This is a genomic window from Nocardioides pantholopis (assembly GCF_003710085.1).
Classification (GTDB): domain Bacteria; phylum Actinomycetota; class Actinomycetes; order Propionibacteriales; family Nocardioidaceae; genus Nocardioides; species Nocardioides pantholopis.
The window spans coordinates 1,970,908-1,985,457 of the sequence record NZ_CP033324.1 but is presented as its reverse complement, the minus strand read 5'-3'; the positions used below and the strand labels follow the sequence as shown (position 1 = coordinate 1,985,457).

Annotated in this window: 17 protein-coding genes, 1 pseudogene and 1 riboswitch; of the genes and pseudogenes, 3 read left to right on the top strand and 15 right to left on the bottom strand. The window is 71.7% G+C overall.

Going from position 1 to position 14,550, the window contains the following annotated elements:
• Positions 1 to 64 precede the first annotated feature (64 nt).
• Positions 65 to 172, bottom strand: a riboswitch (glycine riboswitch).
• Between the two features lie 83 nt (positions 173 to 255).
• The 13 genes and pseudogenes from EBO35_RS09495 to EBO35_RS09440 form a co-directional block, all read right to left on the bottom strand.
• Positions 256 to 846: a MerR family transcriptional regulator gene (locus tag EBO35_RS09495; protein ID WP_122817495.1), complete on the bottom strand. Its 591-nt coding sequence runs from the start codon at positions 844 to 846 to the stop codon at positions 256 to 258.
• A 188-nt stretch (positions 847 to 1,034) separates the two neighbouring features.
• The gene (locus EBO35_RS09490; RefSeq protein ID WP_122817494.1) at positions 1,035 to 1,502 is read right to left on the bottom strand and encodes a bifunctional nuclease family protein; all 468 of its coding nucleotides are present in this window, start codon (positions 1,500 to 1,502) and stop codon (positions 1,035 to 1,037) included.
• Between the two features lie 50 nt (positions 1,503 to 1,552).
• The gene (gene ftsR / locus EBO35_RS09485) at positions 1,553 to 2,251 is read right to left on the bottom strand and encodes a transcriptional regulator FtsR (protein WP_122817493.1); all 699 of its coding nucleotides are present in this window, start codon (positions 2,249 to 2,251) and stop codon (positions 1,553 to 1,555) included.
• A 52-nt stretch (positions 2,252 to 2,303) separates the two neighbouring features.
• Complete coding sequence (locus EBO35_RS09480; protein ID WP_455429451.1) at positions 2,304 to 2,714, bottom strand: FHA domain-containing protein; 411 nt, start codon at positions 2,712 to 2,714, stop codon at positions 2,304 to 2,306.
• A gap of 48 nt (positions 2,715 to 2,762) precedes the next feature.
• A pseudogene (locus tag EBO35_RS20425) lies at positions 2,763 to 2,834 on the bottom strand (zinc-ribbon domain-containing protein); the annotation flags it as partial.
• 118 nt (positions 2,835 to 2,952) lie between these two features.
• Positions 2,953 to 3,339, bottom strand: a complete 387-nt coding sequence (gene gcvH, locus EBO35_RS09475; protein WP_122817491.1) for a glycine cleavage system protein GcvH — start codon at positions 3,337 to 3,339, stop codon at positions 2,953 to 2,955.
• Between the two features lie 42 nt (positions 3,340 to 3,381).
• Positions 3,382 to 4,131: a DUF881 domain-containing protein gene (locus EBO35_RS09470; RefSeq protein ID WP_122817490.1), complete on the bottom strand. Its 750-nt coding sequence runs from the start codon at positions 4,129 to 4,131 to the stop codon at positions 3,382 to 3,384.
• Positions 4,124 to 4,456: a small basic family protein gene (locus tag EBO35_RS09465; protein WP_122817489.1), complete on the bottom strand. Its 333-nt coding sequence runs from the start codon at positions 4,454 to 4,456 to the stop codon at positions 4,124 to 4,126. The genes EBO35_RS09470 and EBO35_RS09465 overlap by 8 nt, the downstream gene beginning before the upstream one ends.
• Positions 4,453 to 5,340, bottom strand: a complete 888-nt coding sequence (locus tag EBO35_RS09460) for a DUF881 domain-containing protein (RefSeq protein WP_122817488.1) — start codon at positions 5,338 to 5,340, stop codon at positions 4,453 to 4,455. The genes EBO35_RS09465 and EBO35_RS09460 overlap by 4 nt, the downstream gene beginning before the upstream one ends.
• The gene (locus EBO35_RS09455) at positions 5,333 to 5,935 is read right to left on the bottom strand and encodes a CDP-alcohol phosphatidyltransferase family protein (protein ID WP_241153947.1); all 603 of its coding nucleotides are present in this window, start codon (positions 5,933 to 5,935) and stop codon (positions 5,333 to 5,335) included. Before EBO35_RS09455 ends, EBO35_RS09460 begins: the two co-directional genes overlap by 8 nt.
• Positions 5,936 to 6,013: 78 nt before the next feature.
• On the bottom strand, positions 6,014 to 7,060 hold the full coding sequence (locus EBO35_RS09450) for a hemolysin family protein (protein ID WP_122817487.1): 1,047 nt from the start codon (positions 7,058 to 7,060) through the stop codon (positions 6,014 to 6,016).
• Positions 7,057 to 8,556, bottom strand: a complete 1,500-nt coding sequence (locus EBO35_RS09445; RefSeq protein WP_122817486.1) for a hemolysin family protein — start codon at positions 8,554 to 8,556, stop codon at positions 7,057 to 7,059. The genes EBO35_RS09450 and EBO35_RS09445 overlap by 4 nt, the downstream gene beginning before the upstream one ends.
• Before the next feature lie 155 nt (positions 8,557 to 8,711).
• Complete coding sequence (locus tag EBO35_RS09440; RefSeq protein ID WP_122817485.1) at positions 8,712 to 9,146, bottom strand: hypothetical protein; 435 nt, start codon at positions 9,144 to 9,146, stop codon at positions 8,712 to 8,714.
• A 157-nt stretch (positions 9,147 to 9,303) separates the two neighbouring features.
• Between EBO35_RS09440 and EBO35_RS19455 the strand changes: the two genes are divergently transcribed.
• The gene (locus tag EBO35_RS19455) at positions 9,304 to 9,468 is read left to right on the top strand and encodes a hypothetical protein (RefSeq protein ID WP_164477893.1); all 165 of its coding nucleotides are present in this window, start codon (positions 9,304 to 9,306) and stop codon (positions 9,466 to 9,468) included.
• 13 nt (positions 9,469 to 9,481) lie between these two features.
• Here EBO35_RS19455 and EBO35_RS20195 read toward each other — a convergent pair whose 3' ends face one another.
• Complete coding sequence (locus tag EBO35_RS20195) at positions 9,482 to 10,348, bottom strand: hypothetical protein (RefSeq protein WP_127481146.1); 867 nt, start codon at positions 10,346 to 10,348, stop codon at positions 9,482 to 9,484.
• A gap of 41 nt (positions 10,349 to 10,389) precedes the next feature.
• Between EBO35_RS20195 and EBO35_RS09430 the strand changes: the two genes are divergently transcribed.
• Entirely contained in the window at positions 10,390 to 11,157 is a 768-nt protein-coding gene (locus EBO35_RS09430) for an HAD family hydrolase (protein WP_206422729.1), read from the top strand.
• Complete coding sequence (locus EBO35_RS09425; RefSeq protein ID WP_122817483.1) at positions 11,154 to 13,736, top strand: glycoside hydrolase family 65 protein; 2,583 nt, start codon at positions 11,154 to 11,156, stop codon at positions 13,734 to 13,736. Before EBO35_RS09430 ends, EBO35_RS09425 begins: the two co-directional genes overlap by 4 nt.
• 117 nt (positions 13,737 to 13,853) lie before the next feature.
• Here EBO35_RS09425 and EBO35_RS09420 read toward each other — a convergent pair whose 3' ends face one another.
• Entirely contained in the window at positions 13,854 to 14,501 is a 648-nt protein-coding gene (locus EBO35_RS09420) for a hypothetical protein (RefSeq protein ID WP_122817482.1), read from the bottom strand.
• Between the last annotated feature and the right edge of the window lie 49 nt (positions 14,502 to 14,550).

Genomic DNA, 14,550 nt, shown 5'->3' with positions numbered 1-14,550 from the left:
GGGTCGATCCGGACGCCTCCCCCTCTGTCACGCCGCCCGCGGCGGCGCCGCGCTTCAGAGTCGCCTGGTCCGCACGGTCCTGGCGCCTGAGAGGTTCCGGGGAGGAATTGCCCCTTCGGCGCTCCGCAGCCGGCCGGTGTGGCCGTCCCGGAGACTCTCCCGTGCGGGTTGTCAGCGGTGCCGAATCTACCAGCCGAAATGCCGGACGGCCCGTCTCCGGTGAGGAGACGGACCGTCGTCAGGGCCTGGGGCCGGTCAGCCGATCTTGCGGGCGGCGCGGCGGGCGGCGAGCTCGTCGCCGGCCGACGGAGCGGCCGCGTCGCTGGTGCGCTCGCTGGGCAGCTCGGCGAGGGTGCCCTCGATCTCGCGCCAGACGCCGCCGATCGCGATGCCGAAGACGCCCTGGCCGCCCTGCAGGAGGTCGATGACCTCGTCGTTGCTGGTGCACTCGTAGACCGAGACGCCGTCGCTCATCAAGGTGACGCGGGTCAGGTCGTCGGTCCCCCGCTCGCGCAGGTGCTGGACCGCCGTACGGATCTGCTGCAGCGAGATGCCGGCGTCGAGCAGCCGCTTGATCACCTTCAGCAGCAGGATGTCGCGGAAGGAGTACAGGCGCTGCGAGCCGGAGCCGCTGGCGCTGCGCACGGTGGGCTCGACCAGGCCGGTGCGGGCCCAGTAGTCCAGCTGGCGGTAGGTGATGCCGGCCGCGTTGCACGCCGTCGGGCCGCGGTAGCCAGCGTCGCTGGGCAGCGGCGAGACGTCGTCGGTGAAGAGCAGCCCTTGCTCGTCGGCAACCTCGGCGGCCAACGCCGCCTCGGCGTTGCGCTCCTGCTCTTGCTCGTTCAACGGTCCTCCGTGGGTCTACTCCGTTGGGCGTAACTTCCGGGGAAGGGCCGCGTCGTGCGAGCAACGACAGCGGTGGAGTTACAACAGAGACAGTTCAAGGTAGGCCCCCGCGGGGGGCGGGTCAACGACAGCCGGGGCGCGTGTCGCAACCCTCACCTTCTACTTGAGGGTGAGACTTGCCGATCGCGTCACTGAGACTCGAAGTCCTCGGGGGTGACCTGGTCGAGGAACTCGCGGAACTTCTCGACCTCGTCCTCCTGCTCCGCCGGTACGGCGAGGCCGGCCTCGTCGAGGACCTCCTCGGCGCAGACGATCCGGGTGCCGGTCCGCAGCGCGAGCGCTATCGAGTCCGAGGGCCGGGCGCTGACCTCCGCGCCCGAGCCGAGCACGAGGGTCGCGTAGAACACCCCGTCGCGCACGTCGGTGATGCGGACCTCGGTGAGGTCGTTCCCGGTGGCCTCCAGCACGTCCTTGAGCAGGTCGTGGGTCAGCGGCCGCGGCGGCACGACGCCCTGCTGGGCGAACGCGATGGCTGTGGCCTCGACCGCCCCGATCCAGATGGGCAGGTAGCGCTCCCCCGACACCTCCCGGAGCAGCACGATCGGCTGGTTCGACGGCATCTCGACCCGGACACCCATGACATCGACTTCGCGCACGTGCTCACCCTACTCCGCGACGCACGCCGGGCCGGGTGGCCTGTCCGCCCTCAGGACGAGCGCAGGCCGGCCTTCACCAGGGTGGCGTGCAGGCGCACGGAGAGCGCGGCGATCTCGCTGACGGCCTCGTCGGCCCGGGCGTGGGCGGCGGCGTCGCGGCCGCGCTTGTGCGGGGCGACGACCTGCTCGACCAGCCCGACCTCGCGGTCGGCGGCGGTCTTGAAGGCGCGCAGGTGTCGAGGCTCGAAGCCGTAGTCGGCCAGCTCCCGGGCGGTAGTGGCGATCACCAGGCTGTCGGTGTCGAAGTGACCGGTGCCGGCGCGCGCGGTGACCAGGCCGTACTGCTCGAGCTGCTGGAGCAGCTCCTCGGAGATCTCGGCGATCTTGAGCAGCTCCTTGCGGGAGAGCCGCAGGTTGTCGTGCCGGGTGAACGACGCCGGGCTCGGCAGCCCGTCGGCGGCGAGCGCCACCTGCGGGACCGTCGGGACGACCGCGTCGATCGGCGGCGGCTCCAGGCCGCGGTCGATCGCGTCGAGGTGCTCGCCGATGACCTTCAGCGGCAGGTAGTGGTCGCGCTGCATCCGCAGCACGTAGCGCAGCCGCTCGACGTCCTCAGCGGAGAACTTGCGGTAGCCCGACGCCGTGCGCTCGGGCTTGATCAGCCCCTTGTCCTCGAGGAACCGGATCTTCGGGATCGTGACCCCGGGAAAGTCCGGCCGCAGGACGTCGAGCACCTGGCCGATGTTCATCCGTGCCCGTGGGGCGTTCGCGGCGCCCCCGGGGGCAGTCGCGGCCATCGCGTCAGACGCCCTCGTGACCGGAGAAGAAGACCAGGCGGTACTTGCCGATCTGCACCTCGTCACCGTCACTGAGCTGGACCCGGTCGATCCGGTCGCGGTTGACGTAGGTGCCGTTCAGGCTGCCGACGTCGCTGACGGTGAAGGTGTCGCCGCCGCGGTTGAACTCCGCGTGCCGGCGCGAGACCGTGACGTCGTCGAGGAAGATCTCGCTCTCGGGGTGCCGGCCGGCGGTCACCACGTCGGCGTCGAGCAGGAACCGGCTGCCGGAGCCGGGGCCACGCTGGACCACGAGCAGGGCGTGCCCGGTGGGCAGCGCGTCGACCGCGGCGGCGTCGGCCGGGTTCAGCTGGCGCTCGGAGTTCTCGCTCTTCTCCCCCATCCCGATCTGGATGGTCGCCGTGGACTCCCCCACGGGCTCGGGGGCAGGCGCGGCCGGGACGGTCGCGGCGTCCGACGCCAGGCGCGTTCCGCACTGGGCACAGAAGCGGGCGTCGTCGGGGTTCTGCCTGCCACATGCTGTGCAGAACGGCATCGGTGATCCTCCGGAGTCGGCGTACCCCAAACCCTCAAGTCAGGGCTGAGGTTGACGGTTGTCCGAACCTATCAGCCGCCCCGGCCCGCGCAAGCCGGCCGGTGGCGCTCGGACAGGCTCAGGACTCGAGCGATGCGATGTACGCCGGGGCGTCCATCAGGTCGCCGAGCTGGTCGCGGTCCGCGGGCACGACCTCGAAGAGCCACCCGCCGCCGTAGGGGTCGTTGTTCACCAGCTCGGGGGTGGCGTCCAGGGTGTCGTTGCGGGCGACCACCTCGCCGGAGACCGGCGCGTAGATGTCGCTGACCGACTTCGTCGACTCGAGCTCGCCGCAGGTCGTGCCGGCGTCGACGATCTCGCCCAGCTGGGGCAGCGAGACGTAGACGATGTCGCCCAGCGCGTCCTGGGCGTAGTCGGTGATGCCGATGCGCACGGCGCCCTCGTGCTCGCCCGGGGTCCGGACCCACTCGTGCTCGCCGGTGTACTGGAGGTCGTCGGGGTACAAGGGTTCTCCTCGGGTCGGGTGCACGCGGATGCTGCGGGCAGGCTACTGCTCGGGAACGGGCTGGGCGTACTCCGGCTCCTCGGGCTCACGCACCGCCTCGATGTCGATCGAGGAGCGTTCGTCGATCCGCATCCGGCCACCCTCACGCTCGATGTTCGAGCGCGGCCCGAGCAGGAAGGTCAGCGCGTTGGTCAGCGTGTGCGGCTCCCCGATCACGTCGACGACGTACGGCGGGGAGAGCAGCTCGCCGTCGACGACGATCCCGCCGGGGGCGTCCTCGAAGGCGCTCTGCGCGATCAGCCGCACCTGACCGTTGACCTGGATGGCCTCGGCGCCGGCCGTGCGCAGCTCCTGGACCATGTCGACGAGGTTCGCGGCGCTGACCGGGCCCTCGGGCTCGGTGATCGTGATCCGCAGCCCCGGGCCGGTGACCGGCACCAGGCCGGCCAGGATCGAGAGCGTCTCCGCCTCCTGCTGGGCCTCCTCGAGCGCCGTGCGCCGCCGACCGCTGTCGGTCAGCAGCTCCTGGCGGGTCTCCTCCAGCCGGGCGATCTCGTCCTCGGCGCGCTGCGTGGTGCCCGCCAGCCCGGTCAGGACGTCGATGAGGTCCTGCTCGCGGTAGCCGGCGAACGAGTCGTCGACCTCGTTGTGCCGGACCTCCACGACCGCGGCGAACGCCAGCAGCGCCAGCAGGATCGCGACCACGACCTGTCCGCGCGAGGGCCGCACCAGCGCCCGGCGCAGGCGCTGGCGTCCGGTCGGGGCACGGGTGGGCTCGTCGGGCTCAGGCATGGAACAGGTGCCGCCGGATCGCGGCCACGTTGGAGAAGATCCGGATGCCGAGCACCACGATCACGCCCGTGGACAGCTGGCCACCGACCCCGAGCTTGTCGCCCAGCCACACGATCGCCGCGGCGATCACGACGTTGCTCAGGAACGAGACGACGAACACCTTGTCGTCGAAGATGCCGTCGAGGTAGGCGCGCAGGCCGCCGAAGACGGCGTCGAGCGCGGCCACGACGGCGATCGGGAGGTAGGGCTCCAGGGCCAGCGGGATGTCCGGCTCGAAGATCAGGCCCAACACGATGCCGGCGAGCAACCCAAGTGCGGCGATCACGGGGCGGTCTCCTCCAAGGTCTGCTCGTTGGCCCGGTCACGGCGGCCGGGGACGTCCTCGACCGACACGAGCCGCTCCAGTCTGGCCGCCGGCAGCTCGAGGGATTCCTCGTCTTCCATGCTGAGCCTGAAACCATACTGGGAGCGCAGGCCGGAGAACCGCGCGAACGACGCGGTCTCGACGAAGTTGGCCTGCAGCCGGCCGGGGTTGCCGATGGCGAGCAGCGTGTACGGCGCGCGCACCGAGTCGGTCTCCACGTTGATCTGGCTCCCGGAGTTGTTGATCGAGGTCTGCACTGTCAGCCGGCGTCCGTTCAGCGTGATCGCCTCGGCGCCGGCCTGCCACAGCCCGTTGACGAGGAGGAACAGGTCCTCCTTGTAGATGCGGTCCAGGCCCTCCTTCGGGTCGTCGGCGGTGACCCGGATCCCGGGGCCGGCGACCGCGCCGAACCCGGTGCGCGACTGCAGCCGGCGCAGCTCGGACGTCGCCCGCTGCTGCGCTCCGCTCGTGGTGAGCACCGACTCCTCCAGCGAGGCCGTCTCCCGCTGCAGGGCGGCGATCCGCTCCTGGCGGGCGGCCAGCTCCGTGCGTCGGTCCTCGATCCGCGCCACCAGCGTGTTCCGGCTGGCGTCGTCGACGTCGGCGTTGCGGGCGGTCTGCACCCCGGCGGTCGCGACCAGAGCCCCGAACAGGACCAGCACGAGCGCCCCGGCACGCGAGGGGCGCCGGCTCTGCGCCGGGCCGCCTGCCAGCACCCGCCGCTCGGCCGCGAGCAGGTAGTCCTCGTCCATGGACTGCTGAGTGATGAGGTTCAGCAGCGGCGTCGTCACCCGGGGCGGCAACGGTGCGGCCGCTGGCGCGCCGCGGCGGGCGTGCTCAGGCATCCTGCACCGCCGTGGACCTGGCGGTGGTCCGCAGCAGCGTCCGGACCTGCCAGGCGTAGAGCAGACCCGCCCACCAGTAGAGCCCGATCCCCCAGATCGCGAAGGCCCAGCCGAACACCTCGGCCAGCGAGGCGACGACCCCGTCGCCATCGCCGAGGAGCAGCAGCGGGAAGGCGTAGAGCAGGTTGAAGGTCGCGGCCTTGCCCAGGAAGTGGACCGGCAGGGCGCTGTAGCCGCGGGTGCGCAGGAACGGCACCAGCCCCGCGAGGACCACGTCGCGCAGCGGCAGCAGCACCGCCAGCCACCACGGGATGATGTCGCGCATCGCGAGGCCGAAGACGACCGCGAGGATGTAGAGCCGGTCGGCGACCGGGTCCAGGATCTGGCCCAGGGTCGAGGTCTGGCCCAACCGGCGGGCGAGCCACCCGTCGGCGAAGTCGGTGACGCCGGAGACCATGAGCAGCACCAGCGCCCAGGCGTCCTCCTCGGGACCCAGCACCAGCCACAGGAACACCGGTACGCCGGCCAGCCGGATCGCGCTGAGCAGGTTGGGCAGCGTCCACACGCGGCTGCCGCGCGTCGCGTCGTCCGCCACGTAGTACCTGCGCTTCTGTGTCCGGGGGTGCCGGGTCCAGCCTATCGGGCGCTCCGGCTCAGCCGGCATCGCCACGGCTCAGACCTGCTCCTCGAGGTGCGCGGCGTCACGGATCTCGCCGATCAGCTCCTCGATGACGTCCTCCAGGGTCGCGACACCCAGGGTCCGCCCCTGCGGGTCGACCACCCGGGCCATGTGCGCCCCGCGGCGCTGGAGCTGCTCGAGCGCGTCGTGCAGCAGGTCGTCGGGCGTGACCGGCGCGAACGGCCGGATCCACTTGTCCTCCACCGGCTGCTCGCGGCGCTCCTCGTCGGGCTCCAGCACGTCCTTGATGTGCAGGTAGCCCACCAGGTCGCCGTCGGACTCGACGGGGAACCGGCTGAACCCGGTGGCGGCGCAGACCGCCTCCACGTCGGCACCCGACGCGCCGCGGCGTACGGTCGTGAGGCCCTCGATCGGCATCAGCACCGCGGCGACGGTCTTCTCGGTGAAGCCCAGGGCCCCGGCCAGCCGGTCGTACTCGTCGGCCTCCAGCAGCCCCTCGCCGCGCGACTCCTCCACGAGGGCGGCGACCTCCTCGCGGGTGAAGCTGGAGCTCACCTCGTCGCGAGGCTCGACCTTGAGCAGGCGCAGGGTGCCGTTGGCGACGGCGTTCAGCGCCACGATCACGGGCTTGAGCACCGTGACCACCCCAAGCATCGGCGGGCCGAGGACGAGGGCGGCCCGGTCCGGTCCAGCGATCGCGATGTTCTTGGGCACCATCTCGCCCAGCACCACGTGCAGGGAGACCACGATGATCAGCGCGACCAGGAAGGCGATCGGGTGCAGCAGGGCGTGCGGCACCCCGAGGGCCTCGATGCCGGGCTCCAGGAGGTGCGCGACGGCCGGCTCGCCGACCGCACCCAGGCCGACCGAGCAGATCGTGATGCCGAGCTGGGCGCCGGCCATCATCAGCGAGACGTTCTCCATCGCCCGCAGCGTGGTGCGCGCGATCCGGGAGCCGGCCTGCGCGCGGGGCTCGATCTGGCTGCGGCGCGCCGAGACCAGTGCGAACTCGGCGCCGACGAAGAACGCGTTGAAGGCGAGCAGCACGACCAGCAGGAGCAGGGAGCCGTAGTCGATCATGACCGCGCCTCCGGCCGGCTCGAGGCGTGGGCCCGCTCGGATCCGGCCCGGGTGCGGTCGGGGGCAGCGCGGCCGGCTTCGCCGGCGGGGCCGCTCGGGCGGGCGTCGATGCGACGGGTCCTCTCGTCTGCCGGGGGCTGGTCGTCCGGCTGGTCGGCGTCCGGCTGCAGGACCCGCAGGGAGAGCCGGTCGATGCGCAGGCCGTCCATGTGCTCGACGGTCAGCGCGACCAGGTGCTGGCGGGCCTGGTCGGTGTCGCCGTGGTCGGGAACGGCCACCTCGGCGACGTCGCCGCGCACCGGGACCCGGCCGAGCACCTTGAGCACCAGCCCGGCGACGGTGTCGTAGTCCTCGTGGTCGGGCAGCTCGACGCCGGTGAGGTCCTCGACCTCGTCGGGACGCAGCAGCCCGGACAGCACCCAGGTGCCGTCACGGCGGTGCCGGGCCCGGGAGCCGGTCCGGTCGTGCTCGTCGGAGATGTCCCCGACGATCTCCTCGATGACGTCCTCGAGCGTCACGATCCCCGCGTGCCCGCCGTACTCGTCGAGGACGACTGCCATCTGGAACCCGTCGGCGCGCAGCAGCGAGAGCAGCGGGTCCAGGCGCAGCGAGTCCGGCACGACTGTCGGCTTGACCATCAGGTGCTTGACCCGGGTGGTGGCGCGCTCGTGCAGCGGCAGCGCGACGGCGGCCTTGACGTGCACGGTGCCGACGACGACGTTGTCGGCGTCGAGGACCGGGAAGCGGGAGTGGCCGGTCTGGCGGGCCAGGTCGATGACGGCGCTGGCGCGCTCGGTCGCCTCGAGGCTGCGGGTGCGCACCCGCGGGGTCATGATCTCCCCCGCGGTGCGGGTGCCGAACTCCACCGAGCGCTCCATCAGCTCCGCGGTCTCCATGTCCAGCGTGCCCTCGTCGGCCGAGCGCTGGATCAGCGAGGTCAGCTCCTGGGAGCTGCGGGCCGAGCGGAGCTCCTCCTGCGGCTCGATGCCGAGGCGGCGCACCAGCGCGTTGGCGGCGCCGTTGAGGATCCGGATCGGGATCTTGTTCACGGCGGTGAACAGCCGCATGGTGCGCTGGGTCGCTCGGGCCGTCCGCAGCGGCAGCGCGATCGCGAGGTTCTTGGGCACCAGCTCACCGAAGAGCATCGTCAGCACCGTGCTGATCACCAGGCCCAGGGCCACCGCGATCGGACTGACGGCAGAGTCGGGAGTGCCGAGCGCGCTCAGCGGGTCTCGGATCAGGCCCGCGATCGCGGGCTCGGCCAGGAACCCGATGCCGAGGTTCGTCACCGTGATCCCGATCTGGGCGCCGGAGAGCTGGGTCGAGAGCTGGCGCAGCGCCACCCGGACGCCCTGGGCGCCGGGGTCGCCGGCCTCCGCGGCCTGCTCCACCTTGTTGCGGTCGACGGTCACCAACGCGAACTCGGCGGCCACGAAGACACCGCAGGCGAGGACCAGCAGGAGCGCGAGGGCGAGCAGGAGGAGTGACGTGATCATGCGGGCTCTCCCGGCGGGGAGAGCGGGCTACTTTGAGAGCCGTCCATGGGTGCTCGGAAGGATCCTGTTCAGGTGGGGGCCGACGGGCCCAGCCAGTGTAGCCGGACGGCACGATCCCCGTCCCGGTCGAGTCCGGGACGGGGATCGAGGGTTGCTCAGCTCGCGTCGAGGTCGATGTCGCACTCGTCCTTGGCGTGCTTGGAGATGTCCTCGCCGGCCTTCTCCAGGTCGTCGCCACCGAAGTCGTTCATGCTCTCGCCGAGCTTGGTCAGCGCCTCCTCGTCGAGGTCCTCGGGCATCTCGCCCTCGCTGATCTTCTCCAGGTCGGTGAAGGTCAGGCCGGCCTCGTCCAGGCTCTTCTCGAGGTCGTCGTAGGCGGAGTTGATCACGCCCCAGTCGTCCTTGACCTCGTCCGGCGCGTCGCCCTCGAGGTCCTCGGCGGCGTTCTTGAAGTCCTCGAGCGCCGAGGCGTCGGCGTCGTTGAGCGCCGAGAACTTGCCCTGGGCGTCGTCGAGGCTGTCGCAGTAGGCGTCGGTGCCGCCGCCGCAACCGGTCAGCAAGGTGGCGCCGAGTACAGCAGTCGCGGCCAACGTCCCGATTCTCTTCACGTGTGTTCCCTCTCGTAGCGACGCGTCCGCCTGCCCACCGGTCTGTGCGCACGCTCGCGTCACGGCCACCCTGCCCCCCGGGCGGCCCGCCCGAAACGTCGGGGGTGCGTCCGGCCGCCGGCTGGGTACCGGCGCGGGCATGGGAATCTTCAAGAAGGCAGCCACGCTCGGGATCGTCAAGAAGGTCTATGACGAGTCGCGCAAGCCGCAGAACCAGCAGCGCATCAAGAGCGCGGTGGACCGGGTGCAGTCGCAGGTCCGGTCCCGCCGCGGCGGGGGCGGCCGGCCTCCGCAGGGCCACTGACCCGGCCGGCTCCTCACAGGCCGCAGTGCACGGCGAAGAACCCGCGCAGCGCGGACCGGTCCGGCTCCCCGAGGGGCAGGTAGTACGACGAGCCCGGCGGCAGCTCGGGGGCGTCGACCCGGACCCCGACCAGCGTGCCGACCTTGTCCTCGGCCAGCGCGTGCGGGTCGCACCGGGCCGGCACCAGCCGAAGCACCACCCGCACCGGCTCCCCCGTCACCGGCACCGGCTCTCCGCCGGCCGTCGGTGACCGGGGGGCGTTGCGGAACAGCACGGTGTCCTCGAACCCGGCGAACGCCACGTCCGCGCGCTCGCCGGTAGGCACGAAGCGGACCGGCAGCTCGAAGACCGCGCCCCGCCCCCGTCCGGTCACCGACGGCTCGCCGACCTCGACGTCGGCCGCCTCGGCCAGGGTGGCCTCGGCGCAGTCGCGGGCCAGGAACAGGCCGATCGCGCCGTACCGGTCGCGCGCGGTGGTGGTGGAGACCCGCTCGGGCCCGTCGTCGAGGCGGTACGTCAGCCGCACCGTCGCGTCCGAACCCCGGCCGCAGCGCCCGGGCGGCAGCTCGAACTCCAGGTCGGCCTCGTTCACGAAGGACTTCTCCCCCGTCCAGGTGCGCTCGGGGAACCGCGGCGAGCCCACGACCGCCTGCGTCACCGTGACCCGCTGCCCGGTGTCGTTGATCAGCCGGACGAAGACCGTCCGGCCCTGGCGCTGCACCCGGGACTGGTCGACGAAGGCGGTGAGCCCGTCGGGGAGAGCTGTCTGGTCCGGGCCGGTGCCAGCGCCCTCGTCGGCGCAGCCGGCAGCCGTGAGTCCCGTGGCGATGCTCACGCCGAGCAGCGCCCCGGCGACGACGGCTCGGCGACGGCCCGGCACGGGATCCACCATAAAGCCTGTCCGACCCCTAGCCTCGTGGAATGCAGACCGGAGCTGACCTGGTGGACTGGACCGCCTACCGTGCCGCCCTCTTCGACCTCGACGGCGTCGTGACGCCGACCGCGGAGGTCCACATGCGGGCGTGGGCGGAGATGTTCAACGCGTTCCTGACCCACGACGCGCCGGTGCTGGCGCCGACGGCCGACCTGACGCCGTACACCGACGCCGACTACTTCGCCCACGTGGACGGCAAGCCGCGCTACGACGGGGTCCGCGACTTCCTCGCCTCCCGCGGCATCGTGCTGCCCGAGGGAAGCAGCGACGACCCGGCCGAGGAGACCACCGTCCGGGGCCTGGGCAACCGCAAGAACGAGGCCTTCAACGCCGTCCTCGAGCGGGACGGCGTCACGGCGTTCCCGGGCTCGGTGCTGCTCCTGGACCACCTGCGGAGCCTGGGGATGCCGCTGGCCGTCGTCTCGTCCTCGGCCAACGCCCCGGCGGTGCTGCGCGCCGCGGGGCTCGCCGACCGGTTCGCGACGGTCGTCGACGGCCGGGTGGCCGGGGAGCTCGGACTGCCGGGCAAGCCGGCGCCGGACACCTTCACCCACGCCGCGCAGGCTCTCGGTGCGAGCGCCCCCAAGAGCGTGGTCCTCGAGGACGCGGTCTCCGGGGTCCGGGCCGGCGCCGCTGGCGGCTTCGGCCTGGTGATCGGCGTGGACCGGGGCGCCGGTGTCGAGGTGCTGCGCGAGGCCGGTGCCGGCGTCGTCGTCGCCGACCTGGCCGAGCTGGTGCCCGGGAGGTCGTCGTGAACCGCCGCACCCACCTGCGCCGCCCGCTGAACAGCGGCCGCTTCCCCATCGACCCGTGGCGGCTCGTCGAGACCTCCTACGACCCCGAGGACCTCGGCACGACCGAGACGCTCTTCAGCGTCGGCAACGGCTACCTCGGCTTCCGCGGCAATCCCGAGGAGGGCCGCAACGCCTACGCGCACGGCACCTTCATCAACGGCTTCCACGAGACCTGGCCGATCCGGCACGCCGAGGCGGCCTTCGGGTTCGCCCGCACCGGCCAGACCATCGTCAACGCCCCGGACTCCAAGCTGATGAAGCTCTACGTCGACGACGAGCCGCTGATCCTCGGCTCCGCCGACCTCGAGGACTACGAGCGCAGCCTGGACTTCCGCGACGGCGTGCTGCGCCGCCGCCTGGTGTGGCGCACGCCGTCGGGCAACCGGGTGCTGGTCGAGTCCAGCCGGATGGTCTCGATGGCCCAGCGTCACCTCGCGGTGCTCAGCCTCGAGGTGACCCCGTTGGACGCCGACGTGCCGATCGTCATCTCCTCGCAGCTGCTGAACCGGCAGGACGGCGAGGACGAGTACCACGTGCCGCACGCCGCGATGGGCGAGGGAACCGACCCGCGCAAGGCGGCGATGTTCGACGAACGGGTGCTGCTCCCCCGGCTCTCCTACGTCCGCGACGACCGGATGCTGCTGGGCTACCAGTGCGCCCGGTCGCAGATGACGATCGCCGTCGCCGCCGACCACCGCATCGACACCGCCGACGAGGTCGAGACGGTCGTGCGCGGCGACGAGGACCAGGCCAAGCTGATCCTCCGCGTCGAGGCCGGGCAGGGCCGGACGGTGCGGCTGGACAAGATGGTGGCCTACCACACCTCGCGCGGGGTCCCGGTCCGCGAGCTCGCCGACCGCTGCGACCGGACCCTGGACCGGGCCCGGCGGCACACGCCGGAGCACTACCGTGCCGAGCAGCGGGAGTGGTACGACCGGTTCTGGGCCACCAGCGACGTCGAGGTCGACGCCGGCGCCGGGATCCAGCAGGCGATCCGCTTCAACCTGTTCTCGCTGGCCCAGGCCAGCGCGCGGGCGGACCGCCAGGGCGTGCCGGCCAAGGGGGTCACCGGGTCGGGCTACGAGGGCCACTACTTCTGGGACTCCGAGATCTACGTGGCGCCGTTCCTGACCTACACCCAGCCCAACGTGGCCCGCAACCTGATGCACTTCCGGACCCGGATGCTGCCGGCGGCCCGCACCCGGGCCCGCGAGATGGCCCAGACCGGGGCGCTCTTCCCGTGGCGCACGATCAACGGCGAGGAGGCCTCGGCGTACTACGCGGCGGGCAGCGCCCAGATGCACATCAACGCCGACATCGCCTACGCGCTGGTCCAGTACGTCGGGGCGACGAACGACCTGGGCTTCATGCTGCGCGACGGGGCCGACCTGCTGGTCGAGACCGCGCGGATGTGGGCCGAGCTGGGCTTCTGGCGCAGCAACGGCACGCCGTCCTTCCACATCCACGGGGTCACCGGGCCCGACGAGTACACGACTGTCGTCAACAACAACCTGTTCACGAACGTGATGGCCCGCTACAACCTCGAGCGGGCGGCCCTCGTCGTGGAGCGCATCCGGGAGCGCTACCCGGAGGCGTACGAACGGCTGGTGAGCCGGGTCGACCTGCACCCCGAGGAGGTCGAGCAGTGGCGCCGCTGCGCGGCCGGGATGGCGATCCCGTTCGACGCGGGACTGGGCATCCACCCCCAGGACGACTTCTTCCTGGACCGGGAGGTCTGGGACCTCTCCCGGACCCCCCAGGAGCTGCGTCCGCTGATGCTGCACTACCACCCGCTGGTGATCTACCGGTTCCAGGTGCTCAAGCAGGCCGACGTGGTGCTGGCGATGTTCCTGCAGGGCGACCGGTTCTCGCTGGACCAGAAACGGGCCAACTTCGAGTACTACGACCCGATCACGACCGGTGACTCCACGCTCTCCGCGGTGGTGCAGTCGATCGTGGCGGCGGAGGTCGGCTACCACGAGGTCGCCATGGACTACTTCCACGACGCCCTCTACGTCGACCTCGGGGACCTGCACGGCAACACCGTCGACGGCCTGCACATCGCCTCGGCCGGCGGCGTCTGGAGCGCCCTGGTCTTCGGGTTCGCCGGCCTGGGCGACCGCAACGGCCGGCTGCGCTTCGACCCGCGCCTGCCCGACGGGTGGGGCGCCATCCGCTTCTCCCTGGCCTGGCGCGGGTCCCGGATGCGGGTCGAGCTGGACCAGGAGTCGATCACGTTCACGGTCACCGAGGCGAACGAGCCGGAGGTGCGGGTCCGGGTGCGCGGCGAGCGCTACTCGGTCACCCTCGACAGCCCGGTCCGGGTCCCGCTGGAGGGCCAGGGGCCGCGCATCGACGGCCTGCTCGGCGACCGCCCGCAGACCGGCGGCCGGCGCGCCGACGGGACCCGGATCACCGCCGGGGTGCCGGAGCCGATCGTGCTCGCCGAGGATGCCGCGGCCATCGACCACGAGACGCCCCCGGAGCCCGAGCCGCAGCCCGAGACCCCCGAGCTCGGCCCGCACGACCCCGGCTCCTGAGCCGACCCGGAGACGACGAACGGCCGGTCCCGCAGTGCGGGACCGGCCGGTTTCGTCACCGGGTCTTGCTGGTGCGAGGGCTCAGTACTTGATGCTGTACTCGGCCCAGTACTTGGCTCAGTACTTGTACGTGTAGTACCGGTGCACCGTCTTCGAGAACGCCTTGTTCGCGGGCAGGATCAGCCGGTAGTTGGTGCGCGAGCCGAAGACCTTGTGCGTGGTCGAGAACTTGCCCTTCTTGTTGGCGCGCATGGTCTTGTACTTCTTCCACTTCTTGCCGACCTTGCGCTGGATCACGACCTTGCCGCGCTTGTACTTCGGCTTGACAGTGCCCTTGATGAGCGTGCCGCGCGGGTTCTTGATCGCCAGCTTGCGCTTGACCTTGATGTTCACCGCAGCGGAGGTCGACGGGGAGAACCGGGCGCTGCCGACGTAGGCGACGCGGTACAGGGCGTTGCGGGTCGCCTTCACGTTGAAGTAGAGGTAGCCCGGAGCGGTGTCGACGGCGACGTTGGTCCAGGTCGAGCTGCCCTTGGGCAGCATCTGGAGGTACGCCGCACCCTCGTACGCCGTGCCGGTGGCGGTGTTGACGGAGCCGCCGAGGTACAGGCCGAGCGGGTCGCCGTAGGTGAAGGACTTCTTGGTGGCCGAGAAGGACGTGGACGTGCCCTCAGCGGCGGCGGCCGGGCTGGCCGAGGTGGCGAGAGGGACGAGACCGAGGAGGGCCGCCGAGATGAGGCCGGCAAGCGGTCGGGAGATCCGCACGGAGGTTCCTTTTCTGACTGGAGCGGGAGGACTGGAGCAGACCCCGAGG